15 protein-coding genes are annotated in these 15,951 nt (G+C 40.6%); 12 read left to right on the forward strand and 3 right to left on the reverse strand.

All coding sequences use genetic code 11. The features are described 5' to 3' along the window. The first annotated feature begins 2 nt into the window (after positions 1-2). Together LEPBI_RS06400 and LEPBI_RS06405 are read left to right on the forward strand one after the other, a co-directional pair. The gene (locus LEPBI_RS06400) at positions 3-1,445 is read left to right on the forward strand and encodes an NADH-quinone oxidoreductase subunit N (RefSeq protein WP_012388298.1); all 1,443 of its coding nucleotides are present in this window, start codon (positions 3-5) and stop codon (positions 1,443-1,445) included. 91 nt (positions 1,446-1,536) lie between these two features. Next, positions 1,537-2,070 carry a cupin domain-containing protein gene (locus LEPBI_RS06405; RefSeq protein WP_041769985.1) on the forward strand — a complete coding sequence of 178 codons (534 nt, stop codon included), beginning with the start codon at positions 1,537-1,539 and terminating at the stop codon, positions 2,068-2,070. A gap of 71 nt (positions 2,071-2,141) precedes the next feature. On the opposite strand, the gene recJ is transcribed toward LEPBI_RS06405, so the two are convergent. Both recJ and LEPBI_RS06415 read right to left on the reverse strand, forming a co-directional pair. Next, entirely contained in the window at positions 2,142-4,163 is a 2,022-nt protein-coding gene (recJ, locus tag LEPBI_RS06410) for a single-stranded-DNA-specific exonuclease RecJ (protein WP_049755978.1), read from the reverse strand. Further along, the gene (locus tag LEPBI_RS06415) at positions 4,151-4,471 is read right to left on the reverse strand and encodes a bactofilin family protein (RefSeq protein WP_012388301.1); all 321 of its coding nucleotides are present in this window, start codon (positions 4,469-4,471) and stop codon (positions 4,151-4,153) included. Before LEPBI_RS06415 ends, recJ begins: the two co-directional genes overlap by 13 nt. A 153-nt stretch (positions 4,472-4,624) precedes the next feature. On the opposite strand from LEPBI_RS06415, the gene LEPBI_RS06420 reads away from it, so the two are divergent. The 10 genes from LEPBI_RS06420 to LEPBI_RS06465 all read left to right on the forward strand — a co-directional run bounded on the left by LEPBI_RS06420 (position 4,625) and on the right by LEPBI_RS06465 (position 15,576). Continuing rightward, positions 4,625-4,951, forward strand: coding sequence for a hypothetical protein (locus tag LEPBI_RS06420; RefSeq protein WP_012388302.1), 327 nt, complete (start codon positions 4,625-4,627; stop codon positions 4,949-4,951). A gap of 73 nt (positions 4,952-5,024) precedes the next feature. Then, positions 5,025-8,315: an efflux RND transporter permease subunit gene (locus LEPBI_RS06425; protein ID WP_012388303.1), complete on the forward strand. Its 3,291-nt coding sequence runs from the start codon at positions 5,025-5,027 to the stop codon at positions 8,313-8,315. After that, complete coding sequence (locus LEPBI_RS06430; RefSeq protein WP_012388304.1) at positions 8,316-8,939, forward strand: inorganic pyrophosphatase; 624 nt, start codon at positions 8,316-8,318, stop codon at positions 8,937-8,939. Then, complete coding sequence (locus LEPBI_RS06435; protein WP_012388305.1) at positions 8,936-10,261, forward strand: TolC family protein; 1,326 nt, start codon at positions 8,936-8,938, stop codon at positions 10,259-10,261. Before LEPBI_RS06430 ends, LEPBI_RS06435 begins: the two co-directional genes overlap by 4 nt. A gap of 6 nt (positions 10,262-10,267) precedes the next feature. After that, complete coding sequence (locus tag LEPBI_RS06440; RefSeq protein ID WP_012388306.1) at positions 10,268-11,449, forward strand: efflux RND transporter periplasmic adaptor subunit; 1,182 nt, start codon at positions 10,268-10,270, stop codon at positions 11,447-11,449. Positions 11,450-11,499: 50 nt separating this feature from the next. Then, complete coding sequence (gene lexA / locus LEPBI_RS06445) at positions 11,500-12,108, forward strand: transcriptional repressor LexA (RefSeq protein WP_012388307.1); 609 nt, start codon at positions 11,500-11,502, stop codon at positions 12,106-12,108. Between the two features lie 36 nt (positions 12,109-12,144). After that, the gene (locus LEPBI_RS06450; protein ID WP_012388308.1) at positions 12,145-12,435 is read left to right on the forward strand and encodes an LA_1448 family UV-C exposure upregulated protein; all 291 of its coding nucleotides are present in this window, start codon (positions 12,145-12,147) and stop codon (positions 12,433-12,435) included. Continuing rightward, a complete protein-coding gene (locus tag LEPBI_RS06455; protein ID WP_012388309.1) occupies positions 12,428-13,798 on the forward strand; it encodes a S41 family peptidase in 1,371 nt (456 codons plus the stop codon). The genes LEPBI_RS06450 and LEPBI_RS06455 overlap by 8 nt, the downstream gene beginning before the upstream one ends. Further along, on the forward strand, positions 13,799-14,824 hold the full coding sequence (gene tsaD / locus LEPBI_RS06460; protein ID WP_012388310.1) for a tRNA (adenosine(37)-N6)-threonylcarbamoyltransferase complex transferase subunit TsaD: 1,026 nt from the start codon (positions 13,799-13,801) through the stop codon (positions 14,822-14,824). After that, entirely contained in the window at positions 14,821-15,576 is a 756-nt protein-coding gene (locus LEPBI_RS06465) for a CDP-alcohol phosphatidyltransferase family protein (protein ID WP_012388311.1), read from the forward strand. The genes tsaD and LEPBI_RS06465 overlap by 4 nt, the downstream gene beginning before the upstream one ends. A 1-nt stretch (position 15,577) precedes the next feature. On the opposite strand, the gene LEPBI_RS06470 is transcribed toward LEPBI_RS06465, so the two are convergent. Then, positions 15,578-15,886: an STAS domain-containing protein gene (locus LEPBI_RS06470; RefSeq protein WP_012388312.1), complete on the reverse strand. Its 309-nt coding sequence runs from the start codon at positions 15,884-15,886 to the stop codon at positions 15,578-15,580. Positions 15,887-15,951 lie beyond the last annotated feature (65 nt).

Below are 15,951 nucleotides of genomic sequence, written 5' to 3' on the forward strand. Positions count from 1 at the left end.
AAATGTCATATACTCCTTCCTCGAATGACTTAATAGCGATTTCACCCATGCTCATATTGTGTGGGGTAGCTTTACTTTCCCTAGTTGTCCAATTTTTAATCCCAGAAGAAGATGAAGGGAAACCACTTTGGGTTCTTTCTATTTTAGGAATCCTTGTGGCTATGTATGCTTTGTATCATACAACCAATTCACCAGGATATGGAAAGTTTTTTGGTTCTCAAATTTCGATTAGCCCACTGACGGTTTGGTTAAGTGCTATCTATTTAATAGCAGGTCTCATCACCTTACTCGTTGCACCTCCCTTTTTATCACAACACAAAACATTATTCCCTGAGTTTTTCCCCTTAATGCTCTTTTGTTTGTCTGGTATGATGTTTTTGACATCTGGGTATGACCTCATTGTCATCTTTGTAGGATTGGAAATCCTTTCCTTATCACTTTATGTGATGATAGGTATGGCTCGGACATCTGTTTCCGCATTGGAAAGTGCGATGAAGTATTTTTTACTCGGAACATTTAGTTCTGGTTTTATGTTACTAGGGATTGCATTTTTATACGGCGGATCGGGGACAACGAACTTGGACGGAGCCCTTCGAGGATTATCCTTAAAAGGATATGAGGCGAATTTTTCGAAACTAGGTCTTGGATTGTTTTTTGTGGGTGTGTCCTTTAAAGCTGCCCTTGTTCCATTCCACTCCTGGACACCCGATGTGTATGAAGGAGCACAAACTCCTATCACTGGTTTTATGGCGAGTGCGGGAAAGGCATCCGCCCTTGGACTTGTTATCATTTTGTTCAACCATATCCCAATGGGTGAGATGGGAAATGTTTGGAAGTATCTTATGGGAACCATTGCCCTGATTTCTATGACTTGGGGGAATATCGTTGCTTTAAAACAAGATAACCTAAAACGGATGTTAGCCTATTCTTCGATTTCCCATGCCGGTTATATTGTAGCAGGGATTGCTTGTGGGGCAGGTCTTGAAGCACTGTATTATCTTTTTTCTTATTCCTTACTGAACCTTGCTGCCTTTGCCATCATTTCCTATTTGGAACAAGGAAAACATGAGGTGACTGTGAATGGAATCTCTCACTTAAGTGGTGAACATCCATTCACAGCTCTTGCTTTGAGTCTCGTGTTTTTGTCCTTTGCTGGGTTTCCACCCCTCATCGGTTTTTGGACCAAACTTTTCCTTTTGCAAAAAATGGCGGAATCGGATTTATTCTTCCACCGGGTTTTGTTATTTGGAGCTGTTGCCAATTCTTGTATCGCATTTTATTATTATATGAAGATCACCATCCAGTCCTATATGAAACAAGAGACTGGGGTTGTGGCCGGGGCACGGGATCTGCCGAGTTTGCCAACACTCGGATTTTTAATCTTTTTGCTCTGTGTTTTCTTTACGGCAGGTTGGATTTTTTTCCAGCCAGGATCCCTTTTGTAATTCTGTTATAGCAGAATTACATCCAGGATAGCGAAAAACAAGTTGCTTCCCAATCCCAGGGGAAAAGGCTTGCCTAAGTAGGTAAATGGAAATGGCAACGATAGTCAAAAAACAAGAAACGATCCAGGACAAAGACCAAGTGAAAGCATACCTGACCCAAAAAGGGCTTGTGTATGAATCTTACAAAACTCCTGAATCTTTGGATTTGATCCTCGGCCAAAAAGGTTTATCCGATGCGGAAAAAGAAGAAGTCCTTTCTGGTCTGGAATACCGATTTGACCAATTGAAAAAACAACATGGCTACAAAGCAAACGACCTTGTGGTCCTTCATGACGAAGTGCCAGGGATCAGTGACATGTTAGCTAAATTTGACAAACTTCACATCCATACAGATGAAGAAGTTCGTTACATCATTGATGGGAGTGGGATTTTTGGCTTCATCATTGACGGAGAACGATTTGAAGTCCATGTTGGGAAAGGTGATTTTATCTCCATCCCTGCCAATACAAACCACTGGTTCACATTGGACCAAACAATGCGGATCAAAGCCGTTCGATACTTTAAGGACAACTCAGGTTGGACACCCGTTTATGTGGATGAATCGAAAGTCCTCATCAATGCATAATTGTATTTGAACACTTCTTTTCTTGTATAAGAACCAAATCCTTCATTCGCCTGTTAGGCGGGTGATGGATTTTAGGATTCTGCTTTTCCAAACCATTCCACAATGAATTGTAGTGTGCTCCTTCCTTGGTAAAAGTTTTCTTCTAAACTCCCTACCAAATCAAAGCTACCATGATTGGACATAAAGCTTTGGAATTCTTCCCCTTTGTTCCAAATCATATATTTTAAAGAACCACTCCCAATGATATGGAAACGAACATGTTTTCCACCGCTGAGAGGCGTTAGGTGGATAGCTTTGGCATTCCTGATCCCAAGTTTGATATCAGGATTTCCTTGGCCAAAGGGTTCTAAGTCTTTCCATTCCTTTAAGAGTTTTTCACCCATTTCTTCAGGTAAAACGGTAAAATCGGTATTGATCAAATGTTCTTTCGGTCTTTCTTCATCTTCCGCTAACCAAAGTTTTGCTTTTTCGTAGAGGGCGGCTTCCAATTTCGGAATTTGATCGATGGAAATAGAAAAACCACCTGCTTCGGGATGGCCACCAAAATGTAAAAAATGTTCAGATAAGGATTCGAGTAAGGTGAGGACATTTTCTTGTCCATACGAACGGACACTTCCTCTCGCATCACCGTTGTCAGGTGCAATAAAGATGGCAGGTTTTTTGTAGGTATCTACCATCCTTGTGGCAACGATCCCACTCACTCCAGGTTCCATATCAGGTTCGTAACAATAAATCGCATCATGCGTGGTTCGTTCCGGTTTCCGTGCAAAGTATCGTTCTACACGGTCCATGTTTCGTTTTGTTCTTTCTTTTCGTTCTTCATTGATGGAAAGAAGGAGTTTTGCCCTTGTTTTCGCTTCCAATTCATTTTCGGAGAGAAGTAGGTTTACTGCTTCTTCTGTTTTTCCCATTCGACCTGCAGCATTGATCACAGGTCCAATGGACCAACCCAAGTCTTTTGTGGTGATCCCAAGGGGATTGAGTTTCAGTTCTTTTAATAGTTCTTTGAGACCTTTCCTTTTTTTGTCACCTACATAAAGTTTGGTGAGAGAAGTGAGTGCCAGTTTGACAAAATGGCGGTTTTCTCCGACAAGAGGCATCATATCAGTGATGGTACCGATCCCAGCAAGATCCGTTTCTTCTTCCAATTGTTCAAAAAATTCCGGGATTTTTTGGCATTGGTAAAAAAACAGTTTTCGTTCATCATCTAACGGGATATTGGTGGAAAACTCTTCTGGGAAGGGAAGTGCACTCGATAGATCGATGGGGGCCGATTCTGAATTTTTGTCTCCGATGGGAATTTGATTCTCCATTTTGGATGGGTTTTCCCTTGGATTTTGAATCAAATCTAACTGGTCTTTGGAAAGTTTGATTCCATTTCGGAAATACAAAACTTCTTTCGTCCCATCTTCATTTGTTACTGTTTTTGTATACAACTGGTTCCATTCTTTACTAGTCCGAAATAAAATGGCAGAGACAAGTTTGAAGGATAAGGCAGCAGTGCAGATTTTTTTTTCTGGGTATTCGGAATCCGTTCGTCTTGGGTTCACTAAGGCGCAGTTTTTAGGGATACGAACGGGAACTTCATGATGGTCAAGGACAATCACTTGGATTCCCAATGCAGTTAAGGAATCGATTTCATCCGCTTGGCTTGAACCAAAGTCTAAAGTGACAAGTAAGTCTGGTTTGGCTTTTTGGATTTTACTCACAGCTTCTTTACAAAGACCATACGGATCACTTTCTGAAGAGACCATTACTTCCAAGTTGGCTGTCAAAAATTCAGGATGAGATTTCAAAAAGAAAGCAAGTAAACAGGTAGAACTCACTCCATCGGAGTCGCGGTCTCCATATAATAAGATTTTTTTATTAGATTTGGCAAAGGAAAGGAGGAGAGATACCGCGTCTTCGATGTCCGGAAGGGAGAAGGGGGAATGAAGACAAGAAAAATCAGAGAATAGGAGTTCTTTCGGGGAAGTGTTTTTTAGACCTTCTCTTCGATCCACTAAGTATCGAAGTAAAGGCCTTTTGGATTCAACTTTGGTTCGAACTTCAGACAACAAAGGTCCGAAGTGAACCTTTGTTACATGATGCAATTGCCAATAATTTTGGAACCAAATTCCACTTCGAGTCCAGGAGTTTTGATATCTCCTACAACTTTTCCATTCTTTTTTAATTCCACTTTTTCTTTGGCATCTACATTTCCTTTCAGATTACCAAGCACAACCAAACTCCCCACTTCCACATCTGCTTCCACATCACCTGTTTCATCGATGATGAGTTTGCCATGAGAGGTAATGGTTCCTTTGAATTGGCCTTTGATTTTTAATGTTTGGTTAAAAGAAAGTGTTCCGCGAAACGTGATGTCATCGCTAATAATTGTGTCAATCGATTCGTCTTTCATCAGTAGGGATAGTGTTGTCCCCTTATCGTGTTTTGGCAACTCTATCGTTTTCTGTAATTTGGAATAAAAGAAAAAAAGTTCATATTTTGTAGGGAATTCTCTTGTCGCATCCCTTCCATCTCTGAAACTGGGTCTCAAGAATAGGAAATAGTCGTGAAAATTAGGCGCTTCTGGAAGTCAGGGTTTATCCTCCTTCTAGCGGTTTTCATCAATCTAAATCTGGTCGACGACCGATTTGTATCTCCTCTCGAAGATTTGGACTTCCAATACCAATCCTACGAGTTGGAAGAAACGACTCGTGCTCTCTCTTCGACTAAGGAATCCAATCAGGTTCTAAAACTCGTTCCCACCAAACGAGAGCACTCCCTTGTCAAAATTTCCGTGAATCGATTTTCGATTCTGACAACGGAAACTGAATTTTTTACTGAAATCTCGATTTTATTTTTCTTTCTCTACCTCCCTCCGCCTATTTTGGCGTAATCGTTGCATATAGTTTACGTTTATTCCCTACCAAACCAAACTGTAGGGTGAAATTTAATTTGAAATAGGTATTATGTTAGAAAAAATCATTCAATTTTCCATTCACAAAAGGGCCACAGTTCTTGTGATCACCGCAGCCCTTACCATTGTGGGTTTTTATAATGCACTCAATTTATCAATTGATGCGATCCCGGATGTGACAAATGTCCAAGTATCTGCTGTCACATCCGTTCCTGGATTATCCCCTTTAGAAGTAGAACAGTTTATCACTTATCCCATCGAACTTGAGTTCAACGGGATGCCCAAAGTGACTGAAATTCGTTCCATATCAAGAACTGGCGTGAGTTCAGTCACTGTCATTTTTGAAGATGGAACAGACATTTATTTCGCAAGGCAACTTGTGAATGAAAGGTTAAAACAAGCCGAAAACTTCATTCCCAAGTCATATGGAAAACCAGAACTTTCACCGATTGCTACAGGTCTTGGTGACATTTATGAATTTGCATTGGTTTCCGAAAGCCATACCCCAGAAGAGTTACGAACGGTTATGGAATGGGAAGTGGCAAGGCAACTTCGTTCTGTCAAAGGGATCATAGATGTAAACGTTGTGGGAGGAGATGCCAAACAATTCCAAATCAAAATAGACCCCAAACGGCTGTTATCTCATAATTTAACACTTTCACATATCACGGAAGCATTACAAGGTGCCAATGTAAACTTGGGTGGTGGTTATATTCAAAAAGGAGAGGAACAATTTGTCATCAGAGGGGAAAGCCAATTCAAATCCATTGATGACATTGCACGCCTTTCAGTTCGAACCTCAAAAGATGGAATCCCTCTCACGCTTGGCCAAATTGCTCGGGTAGAAACAGGACCTGCCCTTCGGTTTGGTTTGAGTACAATGAATGGTAAACGTGAAGTGGTGGGTGGAACTGCCATGATGTTACTCGGAAGTAACTCACTGCAGGTAGTCGGCCGAGTGAAAGAAAAGATGAAAGAGATTGAATCAAGACTCCCGCAAGGGATGAAGATTCAAGTCTATTACGACCGGTCTGAATTCATTGGTCGCACACTTTCCACCGTATTTACCAACTTAGTGGAAGCTGCCATCATCGTTCTTGTGTGTTTGATCCTAACACTTGGCACCGTCAAAGGGGCGTTTGCTGTGGCTCTTGCCATCCCTGTTTCCATGATGATCGCCACAATCCTAATGAATGCCTTTGGAATTGTTGGTAACCTCATGTCATTAGGAGCTCTCGACTTTGGTCTCCTTGTTGACGGTTCCATTGTGATGTTAGAGTCAACACTTCATGGATTTTTGATCCGAAAAAGTTTCCTACTTTCTAAAACGTCCGCCCAAGACATGGAAGATGGAATGGAAGAAGTGATCATGGAATCCTGTATCAAAGTAGTGCGGGCTTCTGCTTTTAGTGTGGGGATCATATTACTCGTGTATCTCCCTCTGATGACTTTGGAAGGTGTGGAAGGGCGTATGTTTCGTCCGATGGCAATTACCGTCGCATTTGCATTAGGTGCTGCATTATTGTATTCCATCACAACTTTCCCTGCTCTCATGTCATATATTTACAAAAAACCAATTTTACATGAGTCTGCATTTTGGGAAAAATTCCAAAACAAATATGCTGAAATTTTAACCTATGGAATGAAATTCAAACGCCAGTTTACATATGCTGGGATTGGTGTTGTGGTTTTGTCTTTTATGTTGGCCTCCACTCTCGGATCTGAATTTTTACCAAGGATTGATGAAGGGGAGATTGCCATTGATATCAAACGCCTTCCTTCCACGGCCATCAACCATTCTCGAGATCTCAATTTGGAAATGGAAAAGGTCATCTTAAAATTTCCGGAAGCCATGAGTGTTGTTTCCAGACAAGGACGTGGTGAGTCTGCGGCAGAACCCATTGGTTCGGAAGAAGGGGAGATGATGGTGAAGTTGAAACCCAAAAAAGAATGGGTCACCGCCAAAGACCGTGAAGAGCTCATGGAAAAGATGAAAAACTCAATCAACCAAAATGTGCCTTCGTCTTATATTAGTTTGTCTCAGCCAATCGAAAACCGCGTCAATGCCTTGTTATCTGGTTCGAAAGCCGATATCGTCATCAAAATCTATGGTGATGATTTAAAATCGTTAAAAGCAATTGCTGACAATTATGCATCCAAAATCAAAAAGATCCAAGGGGCAGCTGACTTACGAGTCCAAAAACTCCTAGGCCTTCCTCTTTTGGAAATCAAAATGAACCGTGGAAATATGGCTCGGTATGGTGTGAGAGCAGAAGAAGTACTCACAACGATCGAAACCTTACGTGTCGGATTCAATGCAGGTAAGGTGTATGAAGGTTACAAACGATTTGATCTCATTGTGCGTTTGGATGCTGATGTTACTGATTTGGGAGTCATTTCCAATGTTCCCGTAATGACTGAGTTAGGTGGAACGGTTCCCCTCGGCCAGGTCACAGACATCGTGATGACAGAAGGTCCTGCCGCCCTTTACCATGAAGGACTCAAACGTAGGATCCTTGTGGAAGTAAACGTCCGCGGGCGGGACATGATTGGATTTGTGGATGATGTACAAGCGGCCACTGAATCCATTGAAGCTGGATTACCACAAGGTTATTATGTGGATTGGGGTGGACAGTTTGAGAACTTTACACGAGCAAAAAACCGATTGGCGATTGTGATCCCAATTGCTGGAGCCATTATCTTTGGAATGTTATTCATTGCTTTTGGTAGCGCCTACTATGCATTAGGTGTATTTATTCTAGTTCCATTATCCCTTTCGGGTGGAATTTTATCACTTGTGTTGCGGGGACTTCCTTTTTCGATTCCTGCTGGTGTAGGATTCATTGCGGCTGCTGGTATTTCTGTCTTAAACGGAGTGGTGTATGCTTCTGCCTTAAAAGACCAATTAAAAATCACAAGGGATCCATCGATTGCTGTTGTGGATGCGGCCGTTTATACACTTCGTGCTGTGGCCACGACTGAACTTGTGGCCATCATTGGATTTTTGCCGATGGCGATTGCATCGAGTGCTGGAGCTGAAGTGCAAAGGCCACTTGCCACTGTGGTGATGGGTGGTGTTTTGGTGGCTACCATATTGTCACGATTCTTATTACCGATTGCTTTTGAATTTCTTGTGACACTTGCACAAAAACAAGAAATCCGCCAAATGGAAAGAGAACGAAAGATGAATGAATACTTTGTGGAAGAAATGAAACAATACAAAACTTCCGATTTGGTTCATACATCTTCCCATGGTCATGGACATACGCATGACGAAGAAACAAGTTTTCATGAAGAAGATAGAAAACAAACAAAACAAAAATCAAAACGTAAGAGGACTTAGATGAAACCGAATTATTATGTAGCACACCCTTGGCATGGATTAGAACTAGGACCAAAGGCACCAGATGAACTAGATGTATTCATTGAGCTCACACCACAAGATACTGTGAAGTATGAGATTGATAAAGCATCTGGTTTCATCCGAGTGGATAGACCACAGAAATATAGCAATCGTTCTCCGACTTTATATGGATTCATTCCTAGGACATTTTCTGGAGAAGCTTCTGGGAAACATTGTTCGGAAGTAGTGGGAAGGCCAGATATCCTTGGTGATGGAGACCCAATTGATATTTGTGTATTGAGTGTCAATCCGATCACACATGGCAATATGATCCTCACTGTGATACCCATTGGTGGACTTCGGATGATCGATAAGGGTGAGGCCGATGACAAAATTGTCGCAGTGCTCAAAGGGGATGAAGTGTTTGGGCAAATGAAAGATATTTCTGAAGTTCCAAAGGCTCTTATCAACAAACTCCATCATTATTTTCTCACTTATAAATTAGATCCAAACTCTCCATCCACTGGAACAGTCGAAATTACAGAAGTGTATGACAGAGTGGAAGCAATTAAGGTCATTCAATTTGGAATTGAGGATTATATCAAAAAGTTTGTAACTGTATGAAGTATATATTAAGATATCTATTCATCCTTAGTTTGGGTTTCATCACAACGAACATTTCTTCAAAAGAAAAAGCAGTGTATGAACTCCATTCTAAAGATGAGTTACTGTTTTTAGGTGAAGATTCCCGGGCGCAGGATGCAAAAGAAAAGTGGAATTTGGATGAATTAGAAGAGTTTGCCGTCACAAGTAATCCTCTGTATTTGCGTGAAAAACAAAATATTGGAATGGCACGCGGGGATGTGATCACAGCGAGTTTGTATTACAATCCAATTGTGAATATGCAACAGCAGTTTATGGGTGCCTCTTCAAAAGCGGCCACTGGTTTACCGGAAACCTCTTTTATTTACAACCAACCATTTGATATGAGTGGTGTGATCCCTCAAAGGGAAAAAGTCGCCAAACAAGAGTTTTTGGCAACCATTGCAAGTTTTCGAGATTTTGATCGACTATTCCGATTACGTCTGAGACAAAATTTTTGGACTTATTTGTATGTAACCGAACAAATTAACTACCAACAAGAGTTTTTGGAAAATTACCAGGACTTACTGGATTTAACCAAATTACGTGCTGAAAAAGGGGACATTTCTTTTTTGGAATACGATCGACTTGCCTTGGAACGAGTGCAGATCGAAAGAGAATACAGGAATGCACGGATCCTGAGGGCGCAGGTAGTAAAAAACCTAAGAGTATTGATTGGAATCTCTGATATCAATTCACCTCTAAGTATCAAAGGAAGATTGGAATTTATTTCCACGAAAGACTTTGGAATTGATCTGAATGATTTTGATATCGAAGAAAGACCTGACCTTGTGGCTCTTAAAATCAGACAACAAAGAGAAAGAATGAATATCGAACTAAAAAAACGAGAAGTCATTCCTCCGCTCACCCTTGGGGTAGAATTCCTAAACAAAGGGAATGAAAATGTAACAGGGATCTATGCGGCAACTCCTCTTCCAATTTTTGATCGTAAACAAGGGGAGATATTAAAATCAGAAGAATCTTATAAAAAATTAGGATTTGATGTAGATGCGAAACGGAACGAAATTTTGTCAGAAATTTCTGCGGCAATTAAAGAATTACAAGCCAGGGAGTCACAACTCTTGGATTACCAAAAAATGGGGCTCTTAGATAAAAACAAAGAAGTCCAAGAGAAGTCTAGACTTGCTTACATTCGCGGTGCTTCCAATTTGGTTACGTTTTTGGAAGCAGAAAAAAACTATCTTAGTGTATTAAGGAGTTATTATGAAATCATATACCTCTATTACAACGCTTTGGAAAGTTATAAGGCATCCATTGGGAAAATGGACAACTCGGAGTTATAGGCCAATATGCAAAATGAATTGAATTTAAAAAAAATTAGAAATATAAGTATCCTTGTATTACTTGGAAGTTTGTTGTATTTCGGATATACCAAGTTTTTTGGAGCTGGAAAAAAAACAGAAGCTCTTACCGAAGATAAATCAAAATTTATCATCTCGAATGAAATCCAAAAAAACCATCCTTTCTCAGTCGTTTATCTGCAAGAAAAGGCATTGGAAGAGGAATTACAACTACCTGGCACTGTCTCGTATGACATGAATAATGTGGCAAAAGTTGGATCTCGTGTGAATGGCCGAATTTTACAAGTATTTGTAAAAGAAGGGCAATATGTAAAAAAAGGAACTGCCATAGCTTCCATCCAATCCGTGGATTTAGGAACGACAGAAGCCAACTACTTAAAAGCCAGAGCTAGGTTGGAGGCACTCAAAGTACAAGCAGATCGTGCAAAAGACTTATACGAGAGGAAAGTGACATCTGCAAAAGATTACGAAATGTCATTAATGGATTATAAGTCTGTCAAAGCAGAGATGGAAACATCACGAAATGCCTTGGAAAACTTAGGCCTCAATGAAGCTGAAATTGCAAACCTAGAAGCTGGAAAATACAATTCTAAAAACCTATTCATCAGAACTCCCATTTCAGGCACCGTAACAGAAAGGGAAGCGATCATTGGACAAGCGGTGAATGCTCGTGATAATTTATTCACTGTCGCCGATTTGTCTGTTTTGTGGATCAATTTAGAAGTGTATGAAAAAGATTTGGCATCGATCCGTATGGGAAATGAAGCAAAAGTAATTCCCATTGGTTCCAAGGATGAATCTCTAAAAGCAGTTGTTTCCCATGTTGGTGATATCATTGATCCTGTGAAAAAAACAGCTGAAATCCGTTTGGAAGTTCGTAATTCCAAAGGAAGGCTTCGCCCTGGTCAAAGTGTAACAGCAACAGTAGTCGGTGCGATGGTCGCATCATCGGTAAACAAAGCAAAGGTGATCCCTGCAGGATGTATTCATAAAATTGAAGGTGAAAACTATATCTTTGTTCGTAACGGCGACGGTTCATTCTCAGCCAAAAAAATTGGTTTGGGAAAACTCTACGATAATTGGGTGGAAGTCACAGAAGGTGTGGCTTCGGGAGAAGCCATTGTGGAAGAAGGAAGTTTTGTCTTAAAAAGTGAATATTTAAAACTATAACAACTAGTTTTTTGTTGACATAACGCCCATTTCCTATTTATCTGTTTAGTATGAAAGACCTCACGGAAAAACAAGAATTTGTTTTACAATACATCTCGGACACAGTACGAGAAAAGGGATTTCCACCCACGATCCGTGAGATTGGAGACCAATTTGGGATCACTGCCAAAGGGGCCTATGACCACCTCAAGGCCATCGAAAAAAAAGGATACATCCGCACCTCTAAAAACCAGAGCCGTGCCATCGAACTCCTGAAAGGGAATGCCGATGAGGCACTCCTGGTTCGTGCTTCCGGGATTCCTCTCCTCGGACAGGTGGCAGCGGGAGCTCCCATCTTGGCAGAAGAAAATATTGAAGAATACATCGCCGTTCCTGATGATCTGGCAACAAAACCGGGAACCTTTGCCCTCCGCGTCAAAGGGGATTCCATGGTGGAAGCCGGGATCAGTGATGGAGACATTGCCATCATCCAAAAGAAAGATACTGCTCGTAATGGTGAAATTGTAGTGGCGCTGATTGAAAATGAAGCCACCCTCAAGGTTTTTTTTAAGGAACCAGACATGATCCGTTTGGAACCAAGAAATGCAAAACTCAAACCCATTCGCACAAAGAAAGCGACGATTATCGGAAAACTGATCGGTCTCTATCGCATTTACTGATTGACCAAGAGTAGGTTTCCTTCGATCTTAGAAGGGATGTCGAAACATCTCTTCCTTTCAGTCTGTCTCGGATTCACTATTTTCCTCGTTAGTTGTGCTCCCAAAAAACAAGAAATCAATGCCTATGATTTGAAGCGCGTCCTGGAACGGTTTGCACAAAACCGAATCCAAACAGGTCTTATGGCTGACACAAAAAGGCCCACACCTTCCGATATCCAACTCTTCGAAGAGGCTTGTGACGTTTACCGTCTGTCGATCCCTGAAGCAAAAGAAATGTTAAAAAAAGACAACAAAGCATTGTTTGAGTCAATATATGGAAATGAATAAAGTCAAATTCTCCGAACGCTTCCTTTGGATCAGCGTCACCTTATCTTTGCTTGGTTTGGTTTTTGTTCTAAGCATTGAAAAAGTAAAAGCAATCTCTTCCGATGGAGAAAAATACCTTCAAATTTTACATGAAGTGGTCGCTTATATTGAAAACGACTTTGTCGAACCACAAGAAGAAAAAAAGATTTATATCGGAGCGATCCAAGGTGCCTTACAAAGTTTAGGTGATCCGCATACTCGTTTCATTGATGTTGATGAATACAAAGAACTACAAAATGAAACGAAAGGTAGTTTTGGTGGCATTGGAGTAGAACTCAATTACCAAGAAAATGCATTTGTCATCGTTGCTCCCATTGAAGGGACTCCCGCCTGGAAAGCAGGCCTTTTGCCTCAGGACAAAATCATTGAAATCAATGGAAAACCAGTCAAATCACTATCGCAAGCAGAATCGTTTGCGATGATGCGCGGTGATGTGGGAACATCCATTTCGATGAAAATCGAACGAAAGGGCACAAAAGAACCTTTTATTGTCAACTTAGTCAGAGAACTCATTCAAATTCGGTTCCTCCGATCGTTTTACCTTTCTGAAAAAGAAACCGGATATATCAAACTGGTTCAGTTTATGGGAAAGGATACGGGCAAAGAATTTGCCACTGCGGTCAAAAACCTAAAAGACTCTGGAGCAAAAAAGCTCATTATCGATTTAAGAATGAATCCAGGTGGTTTACTTGATTTAGCCATTGAACTTGCTGATTTATTTCTCCCACCTAACTCAGACATTGTGTCTGTTAAGGGGAGAGGGGGAGTTCTCATCAAAAGTTTTAAATCAGAATCAAAAGAGCTTAAGTATTTGGATTTACCTGTGGCGATTTTAGTCAATGGAGGTTCTGCAAGTGCTTCTGAAATTTTAGCTGGTGCCCTAAAAGATCACAAACGAGCGATAATCGTCGGTACACAAAGTTTTGGAAAAGGTAGTGTACAATCGATCATTCCACTTTCGTTTGGAGCAGGTGTTGCCATCACAATTCAAAAGTATTACACTCCTTCAGGAATTTCTATTCATGGGAAAGGAATCACTCCGGATCATGTGATTAATCCCGTATCTGCAAATGAAGATGAGAAATATGCATTGGAAAAACTATTTAAGAAAAATTTGATTCGTCCGTTTTTAGAATCACACTCGGAATTTGATGAAGATTCGATTTCTGATTTTAAAACTTTACTCAAAAAAGAAAACTTAAAGATATCCGATTCTGTCGTGAAGATTTTTTTATTCAATGAAATGAGAATGGGTACTTCCCAAACCAAACCTAGACTAGATTTGGACATCCAGTTATCCGAGGCTATCAACCTCTTAAAATAAATGGTCTACGGATTAGGCATTGAATCCAGTTGCGATGAAACATCCATTGCCATTGTTAGAGATGGCAATGAAGTTGTATCATTAAAAGTGTATAGCCAAATTGAAACCCATTCCCCTTACAGGGGGGTGGTTCCAGAAATTGCCTCACGTGCCCATTTGGAAAAAATCAATTCTCTTCTTGCTGTTTGTATGGAAGAAGCAAAGATCCAATTTTTGGAACTCAAATACATTGCAGTTACGGGATACCCAGGGCTTGTAGGTTCACTGATGATTGGTGCACAATTGGCTAGATGTATCTCACTTGTACACTCCATTCCCATTGTTCTCGTGAACCACTTGGAAGCGCACCTAACTGTGATAGGACTCGAAAATGAATTGCCCGCATTTCCTTGGTTAGGCGTTCTTTTGTCTGGGGGAAACTCTTCGATTTATATTTACAAAGGATTTGGAGATTTGCAGTTACTTGCAGACACAAATGATGATTCTTTAGGGGAAGCATTTGATAAAGTCAGCGCTGTCCTAGGTTTACCGTATCCGGGAGGTCCCTACATTGAAAAAGAAGCTTTGGAGTACAAACGACCAAAGGGAGAGAAAAACCCATTTCCCAAATTACTCAAAGAGGATGGGCCAGAAAAAATCCGATTTTCGTATAGTGGTTTAAAAACTGCCGTTCTTTATTACTTAAAATCCCTAACAGAACCACCTCCCATTCAGAAAATCTCCTTTTACTTTCAACAAACTGCCTTTGAGCTCGTTGTCCGAAATATCAAAAAGGCGATTCAAAAAACCAATATCAAAACAGTCGTGGCCGCTGGGGGAGTGCTTGCCAACGAAACACTTCGATCTGTACTTTTGGCTGAATCGAAAACTGCTCCTTTCCAACTGTATTACCCGCAAAAAAAAATTTACTGCACAGATAACGGAGCGATGGTGGCATGTCTTGGATACCATCTTTGGAAAGAAAAAAAATTTGTAGGACTCGATTTTAAAGTGAGTCCGAAACGAAACTTTGAACAAATAATATGAAACTAAAATTAACTTGGATCCCGAACACATTAACACTTGGAAACCTCACTTTAGGGTTTGTTTCCATGCTCCTTGTTGCAGAAACAAATCCTTCCCAACCCAATTCGCACGAGTTGTATTCGCTTGCAGGAGTGTTTATCATCTTGGCTGCGTTATTCGATGGTTTTGATGGAATGGCCGCGCGTGCTCTCAATTGTACAAGTGAATTGGGAGCCGATTTGGACAGTTTAGCCGACCTAACTACTTTCGGGATCGCACCTGGTTTTTTATCATACAAAATGTTCTTTTTTGATATCAAATTGGATCTATTAGACAAACCAGATTATTTCCCTTTAGGTATGTTCATTGCAGCCTTGTATCCAATTTGTGCCGCTTACCGATTGGCTCGATTTAATGTGGCACATGATCCCAAATCCTTCAATGGCCTTCCATCTCCGGTTGCGGGTGTGGTGATTGGAATTTTCCCTTTGGTTTTTTCTGTATCCCAAGTTCCCTTATGGACTGCGGTTACATTTTTTGTGATCACGGCATTACTGATGGTTTCCACCCTTCGGTATAGCAAACCGCAAGTGGCAATGCGTGGACTTTTTTCTTGGAAAAAATTGGGATTCAGCCTTCTTGGTTTGGGACTGATTTTATTTGCGATCGGATTCTATCGATGGCCGTATGTGATGTATGGAGCAGTTGGATTTTATGTGTTTTCCGGGATCGTTTCTTTTCTCATCCAAACCATCCAGGACTACCGAGTTTAGTTCACTCTATTTCAAACATTTCTAAAAGGTTTGCGACACTAAAAATGGTTTTGATCTCATTTGAGACATGAACCATTTTTACTTTTTTGTTTTTCTCTTTTGTCCAACTATATGTATGCAGAAGGATTCCAATCCCCGAGGAATCCAAATATGATAAGTATTTGAAGTCTAAAACCAATTCCTTGATCGAATCAGAATCGATGAGTTCCTTGATTTCGGTTTTTAATTTGGGAGTGTCCCGAAGTGACAGGGAACCATTCAAAATGATGATAACCTTTTCATTCTCTCGTTTGACTTCGTACTGAAACATAACTTTAGTTATGACAACATCTGAAAGAGGTAAATACAATCAAAAAACGTTTGATTTTTCTGAAA

Source organism: Leptospira biflexa serovar Patoc strain 'Patoc 1 (Paris)' (genome assembly GCF_000017685.1).
GTDB lineage: Bacteria > Spirochaetota > Leptospiria > Leptospirales > Leptospiraceae > Leptospira_A > Leptospira_A biflexa.